14 protein-coding genes and 1 pseudogene are annotated in these 17,551 nt (G+C 68.5%); 8 read left to right on the forward strand and 7 right to left on the reverse strand.

The genetic code is table 11. From position 1 onward, the window contains the following. Positions 1–24: 24 nt before the first annotated feature. Positions 25–2,871, forward strand: coding sequence for a BTAD domain-containing putative transcriptional regulator (locus ACWGID_RS27025; RefSeq protein WP_452201123.1), 2,847 nt, complete (start codon positions 25–27; stop codon positions 2,869–2,871). A gap of 38 nt (positions 2,872–2,909) precedes the next feature. Here the strand turns inward: ACWGID_RS27025 and ACWGID_RS27030 are convergent, their stop codons facing one another. The 4 genes from ACWGID_RS27030 to pafA all read right to left on the reverse strand — a co-directional run bounded on the left by ACWGID_RS27030 (position 2,910) and on the right by pafA (position 7,209). After that, complete coding sequence (locus ACWGID_RS27030) at positions 2,910–3,290, reverse strand: hypothetical protein (RefSeq protein ID WP_452201124.1); 381 nt, start codon at positions 3,288–3,290, stop codon at positions 2,910–2,912. A 109-nt stretch (positions 3,291–3,399) separates the two neighbouring features. Then, positions 3,400–4,368 carry an FKBP-type peptidyl-prolyl cis-trans isomerase gene (locus ACWGID_RS27035; protein ID WP_452201126.1) on the reverse strand — a complete coding sequence of 323 codons (969 nt, stop codon included), beginning with the start codon at positions 4,366–4,368 and terminating at the stop codon, positions 3,400–3,402. Between the two features lie 141 nt (positions 4,369–4,509). Further along, positions 4,510–5,796: a GNAT family N-acetyltransferase gene (locus tag ACWGID_RS27040; RefSeq protein WP_452201128.1), complete on the reverse strand. Its 1,287-nt coding sequence runs from the start codon at positions 5,794–5,796 to the stop codon at positions 4,510–4,512. Between the two features lie 51 nt (positions 5,797–5,847). Further along, positions 5,848–7,209 carry a Pup--protein ligase gene (pafA, locus tag ACWGID_RS27045; RefSeq protein WP_141852932.1) on the reverse strand — a complete coding sequence of 454 codons (1,362 nt, stop codon included), beginning with the start codon at positions 7,207–7,209 and terminating at the stop codon, positions 5,848–5,850. A gap of 83 nt (positions 7,210–7,292) precedes the next feature. Between pafA and ACWGID_RS27050 the strand changes: the two genes are divergently transcribed. The 6 genes from ACWGID_RS27050 to ACWGID_RS27075 all read left to right on the forward strand — a co-directional run bounded on the left by ACWGID_RS27050 (position 7,293) and on the right by ACWGID_RS27075 (position 12,977). Continuing rightward, positions 7,293–8,309: a hypothetical protein gene (locus ACWGID_RS27050; protein WP_452201130.1), complete on the forward strand. Its 1,017-nt coding sequence runs from the start codon at positions 7,293–7,295 to the stop codon at positions 8,307–8,309. 93 nt (positions 8,310–8,402) lie between these two features. Further along, a complete protein-coding gene (locus tag ACWGID_RS27055) occupies positions 8,403–9,491 on the forward strand; it encodes an alpha/beta hydrolase family protein (protein WP_452201132.1) in 1,089 nt (362 codons plus the stop codon). Between the two features lie 46 nt (positions 9,492–9,537). Further along, positions 9,538–10,464: a hypothetical protein gene (locus ACWGID_RS27060; RefSeq protein WP_452201134.1), complete on the forward strand. Its 927-nt coding sequence runs from the start codon at positions 9,538–9,540 to the stop codon at positions 10,462–10,464. 62 nt (positions 10,465–10,526) lie between these two features. After that, complete coding sequence (locus ACWGID_RS27065) at positions 10,527–11,180, forward strand: response regulator transcription factor (protein ID WP_452201136.1); 654 nt, start codon at positions 10,527–10,529, stop codon at positions 11,178–11,180. Then, positions 11,177–12,574, forward strand: a complete 1,398-nt coding sequence (locus tag ACWGID_RS27070; RefSeq protein ID WP_452201138.1) for a CHASE3 domain-containing protein — start codon at positions 11,177–11,179, stop codon at positions 12,572–12,574. Before ACWGID_RS27065 ends, ACWGID_RS27070 begins: the two co-directional genes overlap by 4 nt. A gap of 49 nt (positions 12,575–12,623) precedes the next feature. Next, positions 12,624–12,977, forward strand: a complete 354-nt coding sequence (locus ACWGID_RS27075) for a response regulator (RefSeq protein WP_452201140.1) — start codon at positions 12,624–12,626, stop codon at positions 12,975–12,977. 1 nt (position 12,978) lies between these two features. Here ACWGID_RS27075 and ACWGID_RS27080 read toward each other — a convergent pair whose 3' ends face one another. From ACWGID_RS27080 to ACWGID_RS27090, 3 genes are read right to left on the reverse strand one after another with little or no spacing between them, the layout of a single operon-like run. Further along, positions 12,979–14,244, reverse strand: a complete 1,266-nt coding sequence (locus ACWGID_RS27080; protein WP_452201142.1) for a sugar ABC transporter permease — start codon at positions 14,242–14,244, stop codon at positions 12,979–12,981. Next, the gene (locus ACWGID_RS27085) at positions 14,241–15,035 is read right to left on the reverse strand and encodes an ATP-binding cassette domain-containing protein (RefSeq protein ID WP_452201144.1); all 795 of its coding nucleotides are present in this window, start codon (positions 15,033–15,035) and stop codon (positions 14,241–14,243) included. Before ACWGID_RS27085 ends, ACWGID_RS27080 begins: the two co-directional genes overlap by 4 nt. After that, positions 15,032–16,141, reverse strand: a complete 1,110-nt coding sequence (locus ACWGID_RS27090) for a sugar ABC transporter substrate-binding protein (protein WP_452201146.1) — start codon at positions 16,139–16,141, stop codon at positions 15,032–15,034. The genes ACWGID_RS27085 and ACWGID_RS27090 overlap by 4 nt, the downstream gene beginning before the upstream one ends. Positions 16,142–16,531: 390 nt before the next feature. Here ACWGID_RS27090 and ACWGID_RS27095 point away from each other — a divergent pair. Next, positions 16,532–17,434, forward strand: a pseudogene (locus ACWGID_RS27095) (APC family permease); the annotation flags it as partial. Positions 17,435–17,551 lie beyond the last annotated feature (117 nt).

A 17,551-nucleotide genomic window follows, 5' to 3' on the forward strand; every position in this document is an offset into this window, starting at 1 on the left:
TCTGGCCCCGGGGCATCGGTAGGGTTGTCCGACCGAATCGAGGCCTTGGGGGCGTTGCGGATGCGGTTCTCGGTGCTCGGCCCGTTCGCGGTCACCGACGACGCGGGCGCGGCCATCGCGATCCGGTCGGGGATGCAGCGCCGGCTATTGGCGATCCTGCTCACCGCGCCAGGCCGGACAGCGACCGTCGACCGGCTCGTCGACGAACTCTGGGACGGCCGGCCACCGGCGGCACCGGAGAACAACCTGCAGGTCCACATCCACCGGCTGCGGCGGGTGCTGGGTGAGGACCGGATCACTTACCAGCCGCCGGGATACGCGCTGCGGGTCGGCTCCGGCGAGGTCGACAGCGATCAGTTCGAGCAGCTCGCGGGGCTCGGCCGAACAGCGATCGCCCAGCTGGACCACCGGGCGGCCGGAGAGGCCCTCGGCGCGGCGCTGGAGCTGTGGCGCGGGACGCCGTACCCGGAGTTCGACGGCACCGAGAGCGTACGGCGCGAGACGAGCAGGCTGACCGAGTTGCGCCTGGGGGTGCTGGAGGACCGTGTCGAGGCCGATCTCGGACGTGGTCTGCACATTGAGCTGGTCCCGGAACTGACCGATCTGGTTCGGCAGCATCCGTTGCGCGAGCGGTTGCTGAGCCAGCAGATGCTCGCGCTCTACCGCTGCGGCCGTGGCGCCGAGGCCCTGAGTGCCTTCCGTGACGCGCGCCACACGCTGGTCGACGAGCTGGGTCTGGACCCGGGCGTCGAGCTGCGTCGGCTGGAGCAGGCGATCCTGTCCCAGGACCCAGAGCTGGACCTGGCGCTGGTCGACGACGCGGAGCATGCGACCACCCGCCCCGCCGAACTGCCGGCCGGGACAACCCGGTTCACCGGTCGTGAGGAAGAGCTGGTGTTGTTGACCGACCGGCTGCGGTCGCGCACCGACGACTCGCAGCTGGTTGCGGTGAGCGGCCCGGGTGGCGTCGGGAAGTCCACGCTCGCGCTGGAAGCCGCCAACGCCGTCGCCGATGCTTTTCCGAACGGCCAGCTGTACGTCAACCTGCACGGTGCAGACGCCGGCCTTGCTCCGCTGTCCGGGTACGACGCAGTGGCCCGGTGCCTGCGTTCGCTGGGCGTCGACGACCCGCAGATCCCGGACGCCGTCGAGGAGGCAGCGGCCCGGTTCCGCTCGACCATCGCCGGGAAGCGACTGCTGATCGTCCTGGACGACGCGGCTGATCCTGCGCAGGTCAGACCGCTGCTCCCCGGCCGTGGTTCGCCCGCGGCAGTGCTCGTGACGAGCCGGCCGATTCTGGCCGCGCTGGACCCGACCACCGAGGTCAGGCTCGGTGCCTTCTCTCCCTCAGAGGCCAGAGACCTGCTGGCACGGCAGATCGGCGTGGACCGGGTCGCAGCGGAGCCAGATGCGACGGACAAGATCGTCGGGCTCTGCGAGGGGCTGCCGCTCGCCCTGCGCATCGCGGGCGCGCGGCTGTCCGGACGGCCGGACCGAACCCTCGACTGGTTTGCGAGGCGGCTCGGTGACGCGCATGCGCGGCTGGACGAGCTGGAGCACGGCGACTTGGCGGTCCGGGCCAGTTGCGCGGTCGGGTACGAGGCATTGGACGCTCCGGTCGCGCGGACGTTCACACTGCTCGGCGACGTCGGTCTGAGCGACTTCACACCACCTGTGGTCGAAGCACTCGCTGACCTCCCGGAGCGCGTCGTACAGCAGCAACTCGACCAGTTGGTCGAAGCCCAGTTGCTCCGGCCCGGTCACGGCGACCGCTACGAACTCCACGACCTGCTCAGGTTGTACGCCGTCGAACAGGCCGCACTGCTGGCACCAGCGGATCGCACCGCAGCGACGACCCGACTGGTGCATCACGTCCTCGCGACAACACGACAGGCGAGCAGGGCCCTCAACCCGGCGAGCGAACGACGCTGCACGATCGGACTGCGCGACGCAGACCTGAGCCGAACCGGTGAGGCCTTCAGCAGCGGTGCGGACGCGGCACAGTGGGTGGTCGCCGAGGCGGACAACCTGCTCGCGGCCATGCACCATGCGCACCTGCTGCTGGACGACGGGCCAACCGTCGCGATCGCATTGGCAGCCGCCCTGGCTGTACCCCTCGCCAGCCAGGGCGACTGGAACCGACTGCTGGCAGCGAACCAGACCGCATTGCGGTATGCCGATCAGCTGCCTGATCCGGTGGGTGGCACGATCATGGCCCGCCGCGACCTGGCCGCCACCAATCTGGAGCTCCAGCGGTACGACGAGACGCTCCGGATCGCGGAGCCACTGCTCGCCGACTGCCGGGCACACGGCGAGCACACGAGCGAGAGCGTGGTGCTGAACCTGGTGGGCACGCTCCGCAGCGAGCAAGGCCGACCGGACCTGGCGATCGAGTGTTACCAGCGCTCGCTCGAACTCGAGCGGGCACGTGGTGACCTGCGTGGTGAGGTCGCGACCCTGAACAACCTGGGCGACGCCTACGTGAAGCTCGGGCGCCAGGAGGACGGGAAGCGGGTGTGGGAACGCTGCGTGGAGATCCATGAGGAGCTCGGCGACAGCGACAGCCTCGCGATCGTGCTGAGCAACCTCGGCCAGTCGCACGCCCGCCAGAACGACCACGCCCGGGCGCTGGACTACTACCTGCGATCCCGTGACCTGAACAGGTCGTTGGGCTTCACCCACGCGGCGATGAAGGACAGCTGGGACGCCGCCGATGCACTCAACGCGCTGGGGCGCACCACCGAGGCGCGCAGCTACCGGCTCGAGGCGCTGGAGTACCTGCAGAGCACCGGGGCGCTCGCGGCAGACGACGTGCGGCGGATGCTCGAGGAGCCCCAGCCGAAGCGGCCTCCTGAACTGGCCACGAACTGACCGTGCCCGGCCCTACGGGAGGGCCGGGCACGGTTGAGTCAGCACTTCGAGACGCCCGGGTACGGGTCCTTCGGGGTGTAGACGTTCAGCGCGGGGACGTAACCCCAGCGACCGTTCTTGTCGCCGTACGTCTTGTACCAGACGTTGTTGCCGCCGCCGTGGGACGTGCCACGCACGTAGCACTTGAAGTAGCTGTACGACGACTGCAACGTGTCGACGATCTTCTCCGGCGCACCCTTCGGGTTCTCGTACCGGGCGTTCAGATAGATCGGCGTGTTGGCCTTGTTCGCGCAGTACAGGTGTCCGCTGGACGCCGAGCAGGACGCCGCGTCAGCCGGCGCGGCGATGGTCAGTGCGGTTCCAGCCGCCAGGGCCAGTCCGGCCACGGCTCCGGTCCCGCTGATGATCTTGCTACGCATACGCACAAGAAGTTCCTTTCGAGTCTGGTCGTCGAACAACACGACCAGACTCTCCAGGAGGACTTAACCCGTACTTTCACGCTACTGAACGGGGACTACAGAACCCCTACTACTGGCCCGTCTGCTTCGGGGCCGGGAAGGCGTTCAGGACGTCGATGACGGCGAAGGCGTTGACCGTCTTGCCGGCCTGGTCCTTCGACGCCGGGAGCTCGACGAGAACGCGGCTGCCGATCGGGATGCCGGCGAGGCCGTCCAGGGCGCCGGTCTGGCCGGTGGCGCTGGGGCCGACCTGGAGCTGGTCGGTCGGGGCCGCGGGCTGCGCCGGGCTCTGCTGGGTCGCGGGCTGCGGGTCCCAGGTGCTCGCCTGCTTCTTGCCGGTGTAGTCGTAGACCACGTAGCGGCCGATCAGCTGGCTGCCCTTCTCGATCGGCTTGCCCTTGCCGAGCGCGAACACGACCGGCTTGCCGGGCTTCGCCGGCGGCTTGGTGCCGGCCGCGACCGTCACCTTCGGCTCCGCGTTCAGGGCGCCGCTGACGGTGATCTTGGTCGGCGTCGACGGGGTCACCGCGCTCGCGTCCAGCGGGGTGTCGTTGGCGGCCTCGCCGACCAGGTCGACGACGAAGATCAGCGTGTCGTCACCCTTGATGCCGGCCTGCTCGTTGCCGGTCTGCTTGTAGCCCTTGTCGGCCGGGACCGACAGCAGCACGCGGCTGCCGATCTTCTTGCCGACCAGACCCTCGTCCCAGCCGCCGATGACGCTACCGACGCCGATCGGGAACGACGACGGCGCGCCGCGGTCGTAGGAGTTGTCGAAGACCTTGCCGTCGCGCCAGATCTGGCCGAGGTAGTTCGCGGTGAGCAGCTCGCCCTTCTTCACCTCGGGACCGTCGCCCTCCTTGAGGACCTCGGTCACCAGCTGCTTCTCGGGGTCACCTTCGCGGTGCGTGACGGTCGGCTTCTGCCCGAAGTCCGAGGTCACCTTGATCCCGCCTGCCCCGAACTCGTCCTTTCCGGAGCCACAGGCCGCCAGGGACGCCCCCAGCGCGGCGACCACAACCAGACTCAACAACTTGCGCACGAAACCAGCACCTCGAACCATCCCGGCGCCGCTCAGCGCCGCTCGCCTCGGTCAACGACGCGCCCACCCTAGCTTGCTGATTCAACAAGCCGGCCGCCTGCCCGCGTCACCGTTGCGTCACACCACGTACAGTCACACCGCTCAGAACCCGACGGCATTGTGCGGAGCCCGGTCCGGTCGCAGCAACGCGTCCAGACGCGAAACCGCCCCTGGAGTGTGTTCGTCGATCCGGCCCGCGGACGCCAACTCACTCGCGCGGACGCCGCCGAGGTACAGCGATCCCAGCTCGTTGACACCGAGCCCGAGGTCCGCCGAGCCGCTAACCGCAGTACAAGAAGCTCCGTCCGGGCCGGCGTCGAGTCGCCAACGGCCTGCTCCGTAGAGGTCGTCCGATACGTCCAATACCAGGGAATCGGTCGCTGCGTACGTACGAGCCTCCAGAGCACCCGGTACGTCGAGGATGCGCAGCCACAGGTTGTCGCGGGTGCGTGTCAGCTTGAGGGCCCGTGGATTGGTCAGCATCCACCGCAGTGGCTCGTCGACCGGCCGACGCGCGGCCACCACGCTCTTGGTCAGGTCGAAGTCGAGCAGCAACCCCCACAACGCGCGGTACGCAGTCGACGTCAACGCCTCGAAGGACTCCACCTGCAATACGCCGGCCCGCGCCGGATCCGGTGACCACGGCAACCGGAAGATCGCCGCCCCGTCCACCACACCCGCTGCGTCGCGATGCACCAGATGGTGCGCGGGGCCCGAGCCGTCGCCCGGCGCCCCACCAGCCGCGAGCCCCTGCCACTTCCCCGGCAGCGGGCTGATCTCCCCCACCCGCTCGGCCCGCACGCGTTCGTACAGTACCGGCCAGACCTCCGCCGCGACCGCGCCGTCCACCAACTCGAGCGCCCCCGGATCCGTGAACGCGGACCGGAACGCGACATCGGTACGCCGTACCTCCCAGCGGTGCTGGAACGTCGCGGGCGCGAACCCGTACCGCCCGTAGATCGTCCCCTCGCTCGCACTGAGCCCGGCCAGGAACTCACCACGCTCCCGGCAGTCCGCGAGCATCGCGGTCATCACCTTCCGCAGCAGCCCGCGCCTCCGGTACGTCGGTAACACCGCGGTGGACGTCACTCCGCCAAGGTCCAACTGCCGCCCACCCGGAACGGTGACCTGCACGGACACGATGGCGGACCCACCGACGATCTTCCCGTCCACGAACGCCGCCTGGGGCCGGAACCAGTCCGCCTGCACGTCTTCGGCGTACCGCTCCAGGTCAGCCGCGGTGGCCGGAACTTGCGGTGGCCAGGCCGCCTGCCCGGCGTACCAGGCCGACGGCTCCGGCTCTTCCTGCGGAAACCCGTTCACGAACGGCAGGACGCGCAGGTACTCCTTCGTCTCGGCCGCGGTCACAGGCCGAATGTCAATCGCCATGTGCTCTTTCTAAAGAGCACATGGCGACCGAGCACTTCATTTAGCCGAGGACTACATGCTCGCGATGAGCTTCTCGACTCTTTCGTCGTGGGACTTGAAGGGGTCTTTGCAGAGGACTGTGCGCTGAGCCTGGTCGTTGAGCTTGAGGTGCACCCAGTCGACGGTGAAGTCGCGGCGGCGTTCCTGCGCGCGCTTGATGAACTCCCCGCGCAGCCGCGCTCGCGTGGTCTGCGGCGGCACCGACTTGGCCTCGAAGACCCGCAGATCATCGACGACCCGGGTCACCGCACCCTTGCGCTCGAGCAGGTAGTACAGACCGCGCGGCCGGTGGATGTCGTGGTACGCCAGGTCGAGCTGCGCGACCCGCGGGCTCGCCAGGCCGAGGTTGTTCTGCGAGCGGTACCGCTCGATCAACCGGTACTTGATCACCCAGTCGATCTCGCGCTCGATCCCGGACAGGTCGCCGGACTCGATCGCCTTCAGCGTCCGCTCCCACAACGACAGCGCCCGCTCCACGGCCGGCGTCCCCAGCTCGCGCCGGTCGACGAAGTCGCGGGCCTTGGTCAGGTACTCCATCTGGATGTCCAGCGCCGACGCCTCGCGACCGTTCGCCAGCCGGACCTCACGGCGACCCGTCATGTCGTGGCTGATCTCGCGGATCGCCCGGATCGGGTTGTCGAGGGTGAGGTCGCGCATCACGATGCCGGCTTCGATCATCCGCAGCACCAGGTCGGTGCTGGCCACCTTGAGCAGCATGGTGGTCTCGGACATGTTCGAGTCGCCGACGATCACGTGCAGCCGGCGGAACCGCTCGGCGTCCGCGTGCGGCTCGTCGCGGGTGTTGATGATCGGGCGGGACCGGGTGGTCGCGCTCGACACGCCTTCCCAGATGTGCTCGGCGCGCTGGCTGACCGAGTAGACCGCGCCGCGCGGCGTCTGCAGCACCTTGCCCGCGCCGCAGATCAGCTGCCGCGTGACCAGGAACGGGATCAGGACGTCGGCCAGCTTGGCGAAGTCGCCGTGCCGCGAGACCAGGTAGTTCTCGTGGCAGCCGTAGCTGTTGCCGGCCGAGTCGGTGTTGTTCTTGAAAAGGTAGACGTCGCCGAAGATGCCCTCGTCGTGCAGCCGCTTCTGCGCGTCCACCAGCAGACCCTCGAGGATCCGCTCCCCCGCCTTGTCGTGCGCGATCAGGTCGGTGACCGAGTCACACTCGCCGGTCGCGTACTCCGGGTGGGAGCCCACGTCGAGGTAGAGCCGGGCCCCGTTGCGGAGGAACACGTTGCTGCTCCGCCCCCAGGACACGACCCGCCGAAAGAGGTACCGCGCCACCTCGTCCGGGGTCAGTCGCCGCTGCCCGCGGAACGTACAGGTGACGCCGTACTCGTTCTCCAGACCGAAGATTCGCCGGTTCACACCACCCACAGTACGGCGCACTTCCGACAAGCGGGCCATGTCTCAGGCGCGCCGCATCCCGGCGTTATCCCTTTGATGCACCTGTGGGCCGCAACAATCGGGTGTCCGCCCGCATCGATTCCTCGAAGGCACGCGCCTCCGAACCTGCGACGAAGGGCGAGATCCAGATGACGAAGTACCGGCGCGCGCTGGGCGCGATCGCCATCGGAGCGCTCACCACGAGTGCCCTGGTCACCCCGACAGCCGGCGCCACGCCGGCCGGGCGACAAGCCCAGACAGCAGCGTGCTCACTGCGCCTCGGCTCGGTCACTCCGAGCGGCGACCACACCAGCCAGACGATCACGGCGACACCGTCCGCCGGTGCTCGCCAGGTCGGTCCGAAGGACCTGTACCCGGACGGTCAGGCGCACCTGCCGACCGCGGTACGCACCGAGCTCGTCGTACCGGCCGGTGAGGAGCGCACCGGGCTGGTTGCGATCGGTACCCGGATGTACGGCACCAGCTACATCACCGACGGCACCGGTACCGCAGTCGTGCCGGGTACGGTCGATCAGTCCCTGGTCGGCGGCGGCTGGGACGAGCTGCACAAGTACGTCGAGCTGAGCCGGTACTCCGCCTCGGGCGTCAACCGGTCCAACGTCTACTCGTTGATCAATCAGTTCACTGACGGACTGATTGCTCGCTGGACGGTCACCCCGAGCGGCTGGAAGTACTACACGACGTTCGGTGGCTTCGGTGCCGTCAAGACGATGACGCTGATCGGTCAGGGCCGCGCGTACGACACGTTCCTGGCCACCACGAACGGCGGCGCTCTGTACACCGTCCAGGTGCCGACCGGCTCCGGCAAGCCGGTGGTGACGAAGATCCGCACCTCGACCTGGCAGAGCTTCGACACGCTGATCGCCGAGAAGTGCGGCAACTACGGCACCCTGCTGCTCGGCATCGACAAGGGCACCGGCGCGGGCTATCTGTACGCCGTCGGTCACGCCAACGGCGCCGCCACGGTCATCAAGGGCCTCGGCAAGGTCCCGACCACCTTCCCGGCCACCGACTCGTACTTCCGCTACTACACGGCCGGCACTGCGCTGACCGGCGCCTGACGTCCACTGGGGCTCCACCCGGAGACGTAACTCCGGGTGGAGATCCTGTCCGGTCAGCTGACCCGCGGCAGCTCAGTTGACAGCGTCGGGGACATGAGACGACGAACGTTCCTGACCGCCACCGCCGCCTCCGCCGTGGCCGGCGCCATCCAACTCCAGACCGCCTCCGCAGCAACCACTGAGCTGACCCTGCGCCTCCCGGCCCCGACCGGCCCCTGGCCTGTCGGTACGACGACCCACTCGCTGACCGACACGAGTCGCACGGACCCATGGAACGGCGCGACCACCCGGGAGCTCGCGCTGACGGCCTTCTACCCCGCAACCGTCGTACGCGGCCATCAGCGAGCTCCCCAGCTCGCACCGGCCGCAGCCGAGGTCTTCAAGGGGCTGGACGCCGGACTGCTGCATCCGGAGCTCCCGACCAGCGGAGTGAACTGGGCAGCCACCCAGACCCACGCGTACGTCGATGCGCCCGCCCTCCCCGGACGGCGCCCCACGCTGCTCTACAGCCCGGGCGGCGCCGACCCACGCACCATCGGCACCTCGATCGCCGAGGAGCTCGCAAGCCACGGGTACGTCGTGATCTCGGTCGACCACCCTGGTGAGGCAAGTGAGGTCGTGTTCCCGGACGGCCGGCTGCGGGTCATCGAGATCAGTCCGGACGTGCAGACGGACCCAGTGCAGTCGAAGGTCATGATGAACACCCGCTTCGCCGACCTGCGGTTCGTCCTGGACCACCTGTCCGAGCTGGACGCTCCGATCGACCTGCGACGGGTCGGCGTCTACGGACACTCTGCCGGTGGTGCGACGGCCGCAGTGTCTCTGCAGCACCCGCGTGTCCGGGCCGCGGTCAATCTGGAGGGCTACCTGGACACGCTGGACGGAGAGCTCTATCCGATCGCCCGGAAACCGTTGCTGCTGGCAGGAACAGACGGGTTCCGGGACGCGCGTTTCGACCGCACGTGGTCGGCTGTCATCGCGCAGGGCGGACCAGTGCGGCGCGTCCAGCTCGCCAATGCGAACCACTGGATCTGGACCGACTACGCGGCCTTCGCGCCGCAGCTGCAGGCGGCCGGCCTGATGACTGCGGTACAGCGCGCCAAGCTGGTCGGCAGCAGGTCGTGCGCGAGCGACGCCGTACGGAAACTCGTCCGGTCGTTCTTCCAAACCTTTTGGGCGTAGTCGGCATCGAGCTGGATGACGACGACCCCCTGGAGGGTGCATGAACATGAGGCGGACCGCGGCGGCTGTGCTCGGCGCGGGTTTGCTGGCTGCCACGGTGGTTCCGGTCGAGGCCCAAGCGGCCACCGGCTCCACCACGGCAGTCTGTGGGACGACGCTCGGGTCCTTCGTGGCCGGACCGGGTGACCACAAGTTCCAACGCATCACAGCCACCTCGCCGGTGACGGCGGCGACTCCGACGGTCGGACCGGCCGGACTGTTCCCGGGCGACCGGGTGAAGCTGGCCAGCTCGCTGCGCGTCGAACCGGACCCGCCGTCCGGCTTGAAGCGCGGCGGGTACGTGACACTCGCCAGCGATCTGTACGGCTACGAGTACGACGTCGACCAGACCACCGGCGCCTTCGACGCCGACTCGTTCAAGAAGTGGAAACTCGGCGGCGGCTGGGGCCTCAACTACACGTACCTCGAGGAGTCGCGGTACTCCGACACCACGGGCCGCGCGCGGACCAACACCTACGCGTTGCACGACGGCGTCATCAACCGCTGGACCGTCGACGGGAAGCTCTGGCGCAACAAAGCGACGTACAGCGGGTTCTCGTCGGTGAAGACGATGACGCTGATCAGCCAGACGCCGACGTACGACAGCTTCCTCGCGAACACTCGCGGTGGGGCGCTCTACACGATTCGGATCCCGGCGAGCGGCAGTCCGGTCGTGAAGCAGGTCCGTACGTCGACCTGGCAGTCGTTCGACGTACTGATAGCAGACCGCTGCGGCAACCAGAGCACTCTGCTGATCGGCATCGACAAAGACGTCCGCACCGCCTACCTCTACGCGGTCGGACACGCCAACGGCACAGCAACGGTCATCAAAGGTATGGGCCAGGTCGGCCAGACCTTCGCCGCCTTCCCGGACGACAACTACTTCCGGTACTACGGCAACACCCCAGAAGCACCGAAGCTGTACGGCGAGTGACTCGGATTGCCTGGTGAATATCCGGTGACACACTGGCATCACCAGGCAATCAAGGGGTGGACGTGGTCCGGACGCGGGTGGCCATAGCGGACGATGACGTCCTGCTGCGTGAGGGGCTTGCCAGTCTGCTCGAGCGGTCGGGCTTCGCCGTGCTCGGTACGGCGGGGGATGGTGCCGAGTTACTGGAGTTGGTCCGGGGGCAGGGACCCGACCTGGTGATCGTCGATATCCGGATGCCGCCGGAGCATGCGACCGAAGGACTGGACGCGGCCGACGTCATTCGGCGCGAACATCCGGAGACTGCCGTCGTACTGCTGTCCGCGCACGTGGAGGTCGAGCATGCCCTGCAGCTGATGGCGGCGGGGCACGGCGTGGGCTATCTGTTGAAGAGCCGGGTCACGGACGTCGATGAGTTCCTGGAGAGCCTGCACCGGGTGGCGCGCGGAGGTTCGGTGGTCGATCCGGCGGTGGTGCAGGAGCTGGTCGACTCCAGGCACCGCAACGATCCGTTGGCCGTGCTGAGCGACCGAGAACGCGAAGTGCTCGCACTGGTCGCTCAGGGTCGCTCGAATGCCGGAGTGGCCCGCAGGCTGTGGGTCACCGAGGGAACGGTCGAGAAGCACGTCCGCAGCATCCTGACCAAGCTCGACCTGCCGGAAGCCGACGACGACCACCGCCGTGTCCTGGCCGTCCTGAGGTACCTGGACGACCGATGATGTCTGGTCTGATCGGCGGAGTCGCTCGGCGGGTGGTGATCGCGAGCGGGTTGCTGATGGTCTTGGTCGGCTCCGGTTTCGTGGTGCTGCTGATCTCCGTGCAGGGACTGCGGGCATCAGAGCAGCAGGCGCGGCACACCTCCGCCGTACTGACCAGTGCGCATCAGGTGGAGCGTTTGGTCGCCGATCTGGCGACTGGGCAACGAGACTTCGTCATCACCGGTCAGCAGCGGTTCCTGCAGCCGTGGGAACAGGCAGCGGCAGCTCTGCCTGCGCAAACCGCGGCGCTGGAGCAACTGGTGTCCAACAGCCCTGACCAAGCTGCTCGGGCGCAGCAGGCCGCCGGGAGCATCACGTCGTACCTGCAGGACTATTCGTTGCCGCAGATCGAGACCGCGCAGCAGGATCCGGACTCGGCGCGGACTGTGGCGGCCACGGTGGAAGGCACGCGGCGGATGGCCGCGATCCGTTCGGTGCTCGACACGTTGATCAGCTCGGAGCAGCAGTTGTCCGCGACCGAGCAGCTGCGCTCCGACGCGAGCGCCGACCGGGCCGCCATCGCCGCGATCACCGGGCTCGCGGGGTCGATCGTCCTCATCCTCGGGTTCGCGGTGTACCTGACCCGGGCGATCGTGCGGCCGGTGCGGGTGACCGCGGAGATGGCGAACCGGCTGGCGGCCGGCGATCTCGCCGTGCGGGTGCCCGAGACCGGCGTGGGCGAGATCCGCACGCTGGAGCGGACCTTCAACACGATGGCGACCTCTCTCGGCGCGGCGAACGCTGCCTTGGCCGCGTCCCGGGCCCGCATCGTCCGGTCCGCGGACGAGACCCGGCGGCGGATCGAGCGGGACCTGCACGACGGCATCCAGCAACGCCTCGTCTCACTCAGCCTCGGCGTCCGGGCGATCCAGGCCGACAGCCCGAACGGGCAGGCCGCGGAACTCGACGAGGTCGCCAAAGGCCTGACGGCCACCCTCGACGAACTGCGGGAAATTGCCCGCGGCATCCATCCGGCGATCCTGTCCGAGGGTGGTATCGGCCCGGCGGTCCGGATGCTCGCGCGCCGCTCGACGATCCCCGTCGAGGTCACGGTCGAGGTCGGCACCCGGCTGCCCGCGCCGATCGAGGCGGCCGCGTACTACGTCGTGTCCGAAGCCCTCACGAACGCGGCCAAGCACGCGGACGCGTCCGTCGCGGTGGTCCACGTCCGGCTCGAGGGCCGTCAGTTGCTGCTGTCGGTTCGCGACGACGGCACCGGTGGAGCGGTGCTGTCGAAGGGCTCCGGGCTCGTCGGTCTCGACGACCGGATCGCCGCGCTCGGCGGGACGCTGACCGTCGAAAGCCCTTACGAACAAGGGACTACGCTGTCCGTCACGTTGCCGATCACGGCGTAGTACAGGCAGCAGGAATGCCACCGGAGTTCGGCGCTGCGATGCTTGTTCCATGCGGTGCGTGATCGTCGACGACAGCCGGCCCTTCCTGGACGCGGCGCGCGGGCTGCTGGTGCGCGAGGGCGTCACGGTGGTGGGTACGGCGACCACCACGGCCGAAGCGACCGGCCTGATCGCGCAGTCGCGGCCGGACGTCGTGCTGGTCGACATCGACCTCGGCGGCGAGAGCGGCTTCGAGCTGATCACCCGGCTGCACGCGGCCGGTGCGGCGGCGCCGATGATCCTGATCTCCGGCCACGCCGAGCAGGACTACGCCGACCTGATCGCGGACAGCCCGGCGATCGGGTTCGTCGCGAAGACGAGCCTGTCCGCCGGGGCCATCCGCCGCTTACTGGACACCAACTGATTCAGGCTGTCCGTCCGCGCCGGACCACCGCGTCGAAGCCAGCCGCGAGCAACAGCACGGCACCGGTGACGACGTACTCGTAGCCCGACGAGTTGGAGCCCTGGATCAGGTCGCTCATCCCGTTGATGATCACCGCGACGACGAGCCCGCCGAGGATGGCGTCGATCATCCGGCCGCGCCCGCCGAACAACGACGTACCGCCGATCACCGCGGCACCGACGGCCAGCAGCAGGGTGTTGCCGGCGCCCGCGTTCGACTGCACCGACTGCAGCAGCGAGGCCGCGACCAGACCCGAGACGGCGGCCATCCCCGAACAGATCACGAACACCGAGATCCGGATCCGGGACACCGCGACGCCACCGCGCCGCGACGCCTCCTCGTTGCCGCCGACGGCGTACACGTGCCGCCCGTACCGCGTCCGGCTGAGAACGAAATGCCAGACCACGAACAGCAGCGCGAGCAGTACGACGACCCACGGCATCCCCTCGGCCTTGTTGCTGAAGAACGCGTTGCTGATCAGGTTCCGGTTGATCCCCATCTCGTAGGTGAACGCGACACCGATCAGCGCCACCGCGACCACCTTCGCCACGATCACCGCGACCGGCGTGGCGGGCAGCCCGGTACGGCGACGTCCGCGCGCATCGGTCAGTTTGATGAAGGCGTACCCGGCCACGAACACGCCGAGCAGCACCCAGCCCAGCCACAGCGGGACGAAGTTGTTCTCCAGTCCGATCAAGGGCGTCCCGGCCGGCAGGATCACCGAACCCTGGCCGCCGACCAGGATCAACGTCGCGCCCTGGAACGCGAGGAACGTCGCCAGCGTGATGACGAACGACGGGATCCCCACCTTCGCGCGCAGCCACCCCATCCCGAACCCGATCACCAGCCCGGTCGCGAGCCCGGCCAGGATCGCCAGCCACCACAGCCAGTGGTGCCGCAGCAACAGCACGGCCATGATCGCCGAGCACAGGCCGCCGGTGGTCCCGGCCGACAGGTCGATCTCGCCGAGCAGCAGGACGAAGATCAGCCCCATCGCCATCACGATGATCGGCGCCGCCTGGATCACCAGCGCCTCGAGGTTGTACGCGCTCAGGAAGCCCTGGTGGACGATCGAGAAGAACGCCGTGATCACGACCAGGCCGACCACCGCCGGCGCGGACCCGAGTTCTCCGCCGCGGAGCCGGGCCACGTAGTCGCGGATGTACTCGGCCAACGCGCTCGTGGCGGGCTGGTGCTGCGGCGCCTTCTCGGCGAGGACCGCGTTCATGCCGGTGCTCCGATCGACTCGGCCCCCGGCAGACCGAGATCACCCGACCGGCCGGAGGTGATCAGTTCGACGACCTGCGTCTGGGTCACCGAGGTACGGCGTACCTGGGTCGCCATCCGCCCCAGGAACAGGACGGCGATCGAGTCGGCCACCTGCATCACGTCGTTCATGTTGTGCGACACCAGGACCACGGCGACGCCGTGGTCCGCGAGCCGCCGGACCAGCTCCAGCACCTGCTCGGTCTGCGCGACGCCGAGGGCCGCCGTCGGCTCGTCCAGGATCACGATCTTCGAACTCCACAAGACGGATTTCGCGATCGCTACCGTCTGCCGCTGGCCACCGGACAGGCTGGCCACCTTCTGCCGGACGGAGCGGACCGTGCGGACCGACAGCGAGGCCAGCGTCTCCCCGGCCAGGTGCTCCATGGTGTTCTCGTCGAGGGTGTGGAACCGGCCGAGCCGTTCGCGGCCGAGGAACATGTTGCCGACGACATCGAGGTTGTCGCACAACGCGAGGTCCTGGTGAACGATCTCGATCCCCAGGTGGGCCGCGTCCCGCGGTTCGTGCAGGTGCTGCGCCGTACCGTCGATGCGGATCTCGCCCGCATCGATGCGGTGGATCCCGCCGATGCTCTTGACCAGCGTCGACTTGCCCGCGCCGTTGTCCCCGACCAGCGCGGTCACCTCGCCGCCCGCGGCGCTGAAGTCCACCGACGACAGCGCCACGACCGGGCCGAACGACTTGCCGACGCCGTGCAGCTCCAGGACGTCGTGCGACTCCACGGTCGTCACGGTGTGCGGATACCGTTCTCGGCGCAGAGCTTCACCAGTGCCGGGGTCGGACAGACCGACGCAGCGGTCTCGTAGCCATCGGTCACCGGCTGCGCCACGTTCTTCTTGGTGATCACGGTCGGCGAAGCCAGGTACGACGGGACCTGGCGCCCGCCGGCCGGATCCTTGATCGTCGTGGGAGCGGTCGGCTTCTGGCCGGACAGGATCTGCCCCGCCAGCTTGACCGCCACGTCCGCCTCACCGGCGACCGGCTTGTAGATCGTGAAGCACTGGGTGCCGAGCATCACGTTGTCGAGACCCCCCGCGGTCGCGTCCTGACCGGACACGGCGACCTTGCCGGCGAGGTTCTGCGACTTCAGCACGTTGATCACCGACTGCGCCATGGTGTCGTTGGCCACCATCACCGCGTTGATGTTCGGGTTCCGGCCGAGCATCGTGGTGAACACGGCCTGCGCGGTGGCGGGGTCCCAGTTACCGGTCTGGTCGCCGACCTTGGTCCAGCCGGTCTGCTTCGACAGCACCGAGTTGTAGCCCTGGGCGAACAGCGTGGCGTTGTTGTCGGTGGGGGCACCGTCGATGTCCACGTAGTTGACCGAGGTTTTGCCCGTCACCTGCGGGCACGCCGTCAGCGACTTGCCCTGGTCCTCGCCGACCTTCACGTTGTCGAACGAGACGTAGTACGCGGCGGTCCCGCCGGTGGTCAGCCGGTCGTAGTCGATCGTCACCACGTTGTGCTGCTTGGCCAGCGACTCGATCGCCTTGCCGGACCCCGAATCGAGGTTCGTCACCAGCAGGACGCCGACGCCCTGGTTGATCAGCGCCTGCGCCTGGGACTCCATCGTGGTCGCGCTGCCGTTGGCATTGTCGATGTAGCAGGTGAGCTTGTTCGTGCTGCACTGGCTACGGAGCCTGTTCGGGTCGGCGGAGACCCAGCGCGGCGAGGACGCCGTGTCCGGGAGCAGGATTCCGACCTTGGTGTTCGCCGGTGGAGCGCTGCTGCTGGTGCTGCTCGACGCCTTGTTGTTGCTGCCACAGGCAACCAGACTGGCGAGCAGCGCGACGGTGGTACCGGTCAGCGCAACGGCTCTGTGTGGGTTTCGCCTCATCGTGCGTCCTTCCGGATCGCCGCAGGGTTTCTCCGGCCAGCATGCGATCCGGTCCGCCGCGCCGTCGTCGCAGCAGGCCGCAAACCGCAGTACCTGCTAGCAGGGGTACGGGTCTGCAGCCAGCGTTACTGCACCGCCCGCGCACCGGGGTGATGGTGCGGTTATGGCCACTTCCACTGCACATCCCGCCACCGAGCGGAACCGGCCCGGCCTGCGACGTGACATCGGTTTCCATCGGTCTGATCTGGGCGTCCGAGGGATCGATCATCGGCTCCGGCTGGCTGTTCGGCGCGCAAGGCGCCCTGTCCACCGCGGGCCCCGCGGCGATCATCTCGTGGGTCATCGGCGGTGCCGCGATCCTGGTCCTCGCGCTCGTGCACGCCGAGCTGGGTGGGATGTACCCGGTCTCCGGCGGTACGGCGCTTCCCGCACTACGCGTTCGGCGGCGCCGCGGGGGCCTCGTTCGGATGGTTCTCCTGGCTGCAGGCCGCCCCCGTGGCACCGATCGAGGTGCTCGCGATGATCACCTACGGCCGGCACTACTCGTTCGGGAAAGGCTGGCTGAAGACCGAGAACGGCCAGCACGTCCTGACCACGAGCGGCATCATCGTCGCCGTCGTCCTGATGGCAGTGATCACCGCGATCAACCTCCTCAGCATCCGGTTGCTGGCGCGCACCAACAGCGCGGCGACCTGGTGGAAGGTCGGCATTGCGCTGCTCACCATCTTCGTACTGGCGATCGCGTCGTTCCACGGCAGCAACTTCACCGCGGCCAACGGCTTCAACCCGTACGGCGCCAAGGGCATCCTGTCCGCGGTGTCGACCAGCGGCATCATCTTCGCGTTGCTGGGCTTCGAGCAGGCCGACCAGCTCGCCGGCGAGAGCAGCAACCCGAAACGCGACATCCCGCGGGCCGTGATCGGCTCGATCGTGATCGGCGCGCTGATCTACATCGCGCTGCAAGTCGTGTTCATCGCCGCGCTGCCGGCCGATCAGGTCAAGGGGACCTGGGCCACGGCCGCGTTCACGGCGCTCACCGGACCGTTCGCGCAGCTCGCGTCACTGGTCAGCCTCGGCTGGCTGGCCACGATCATGTACCTCGACGCGATCATCTCCCCGGCCGGCACCGGACTGATCTACATCACCGGGAGCTCGCGGGTGTCGTACGGCCTCAGCCGGAACGGGTACGTGCCGTCGGTGTTCGAGAAGACCAACCGCCGCGGCGTACCGTGGGTCGGGCTGATCACCGCGTTCGTGATCGGGTGCATCTGCTTCCTGCCGTTCCCGAGCTGGCGGTCGCTGGTCGGGTTGATCACCAGCGCGAGCGTGCTGATGTACGCCGGTGCGCCGCTGTCGCTCGGAGTGTTCCGCACCCGGTTGCCGGAAGCGGATCGCCCGTCGGCTGCCGGG

The organism is Kribbella sp. NPDC054772, from assembly GCF_053611945.1.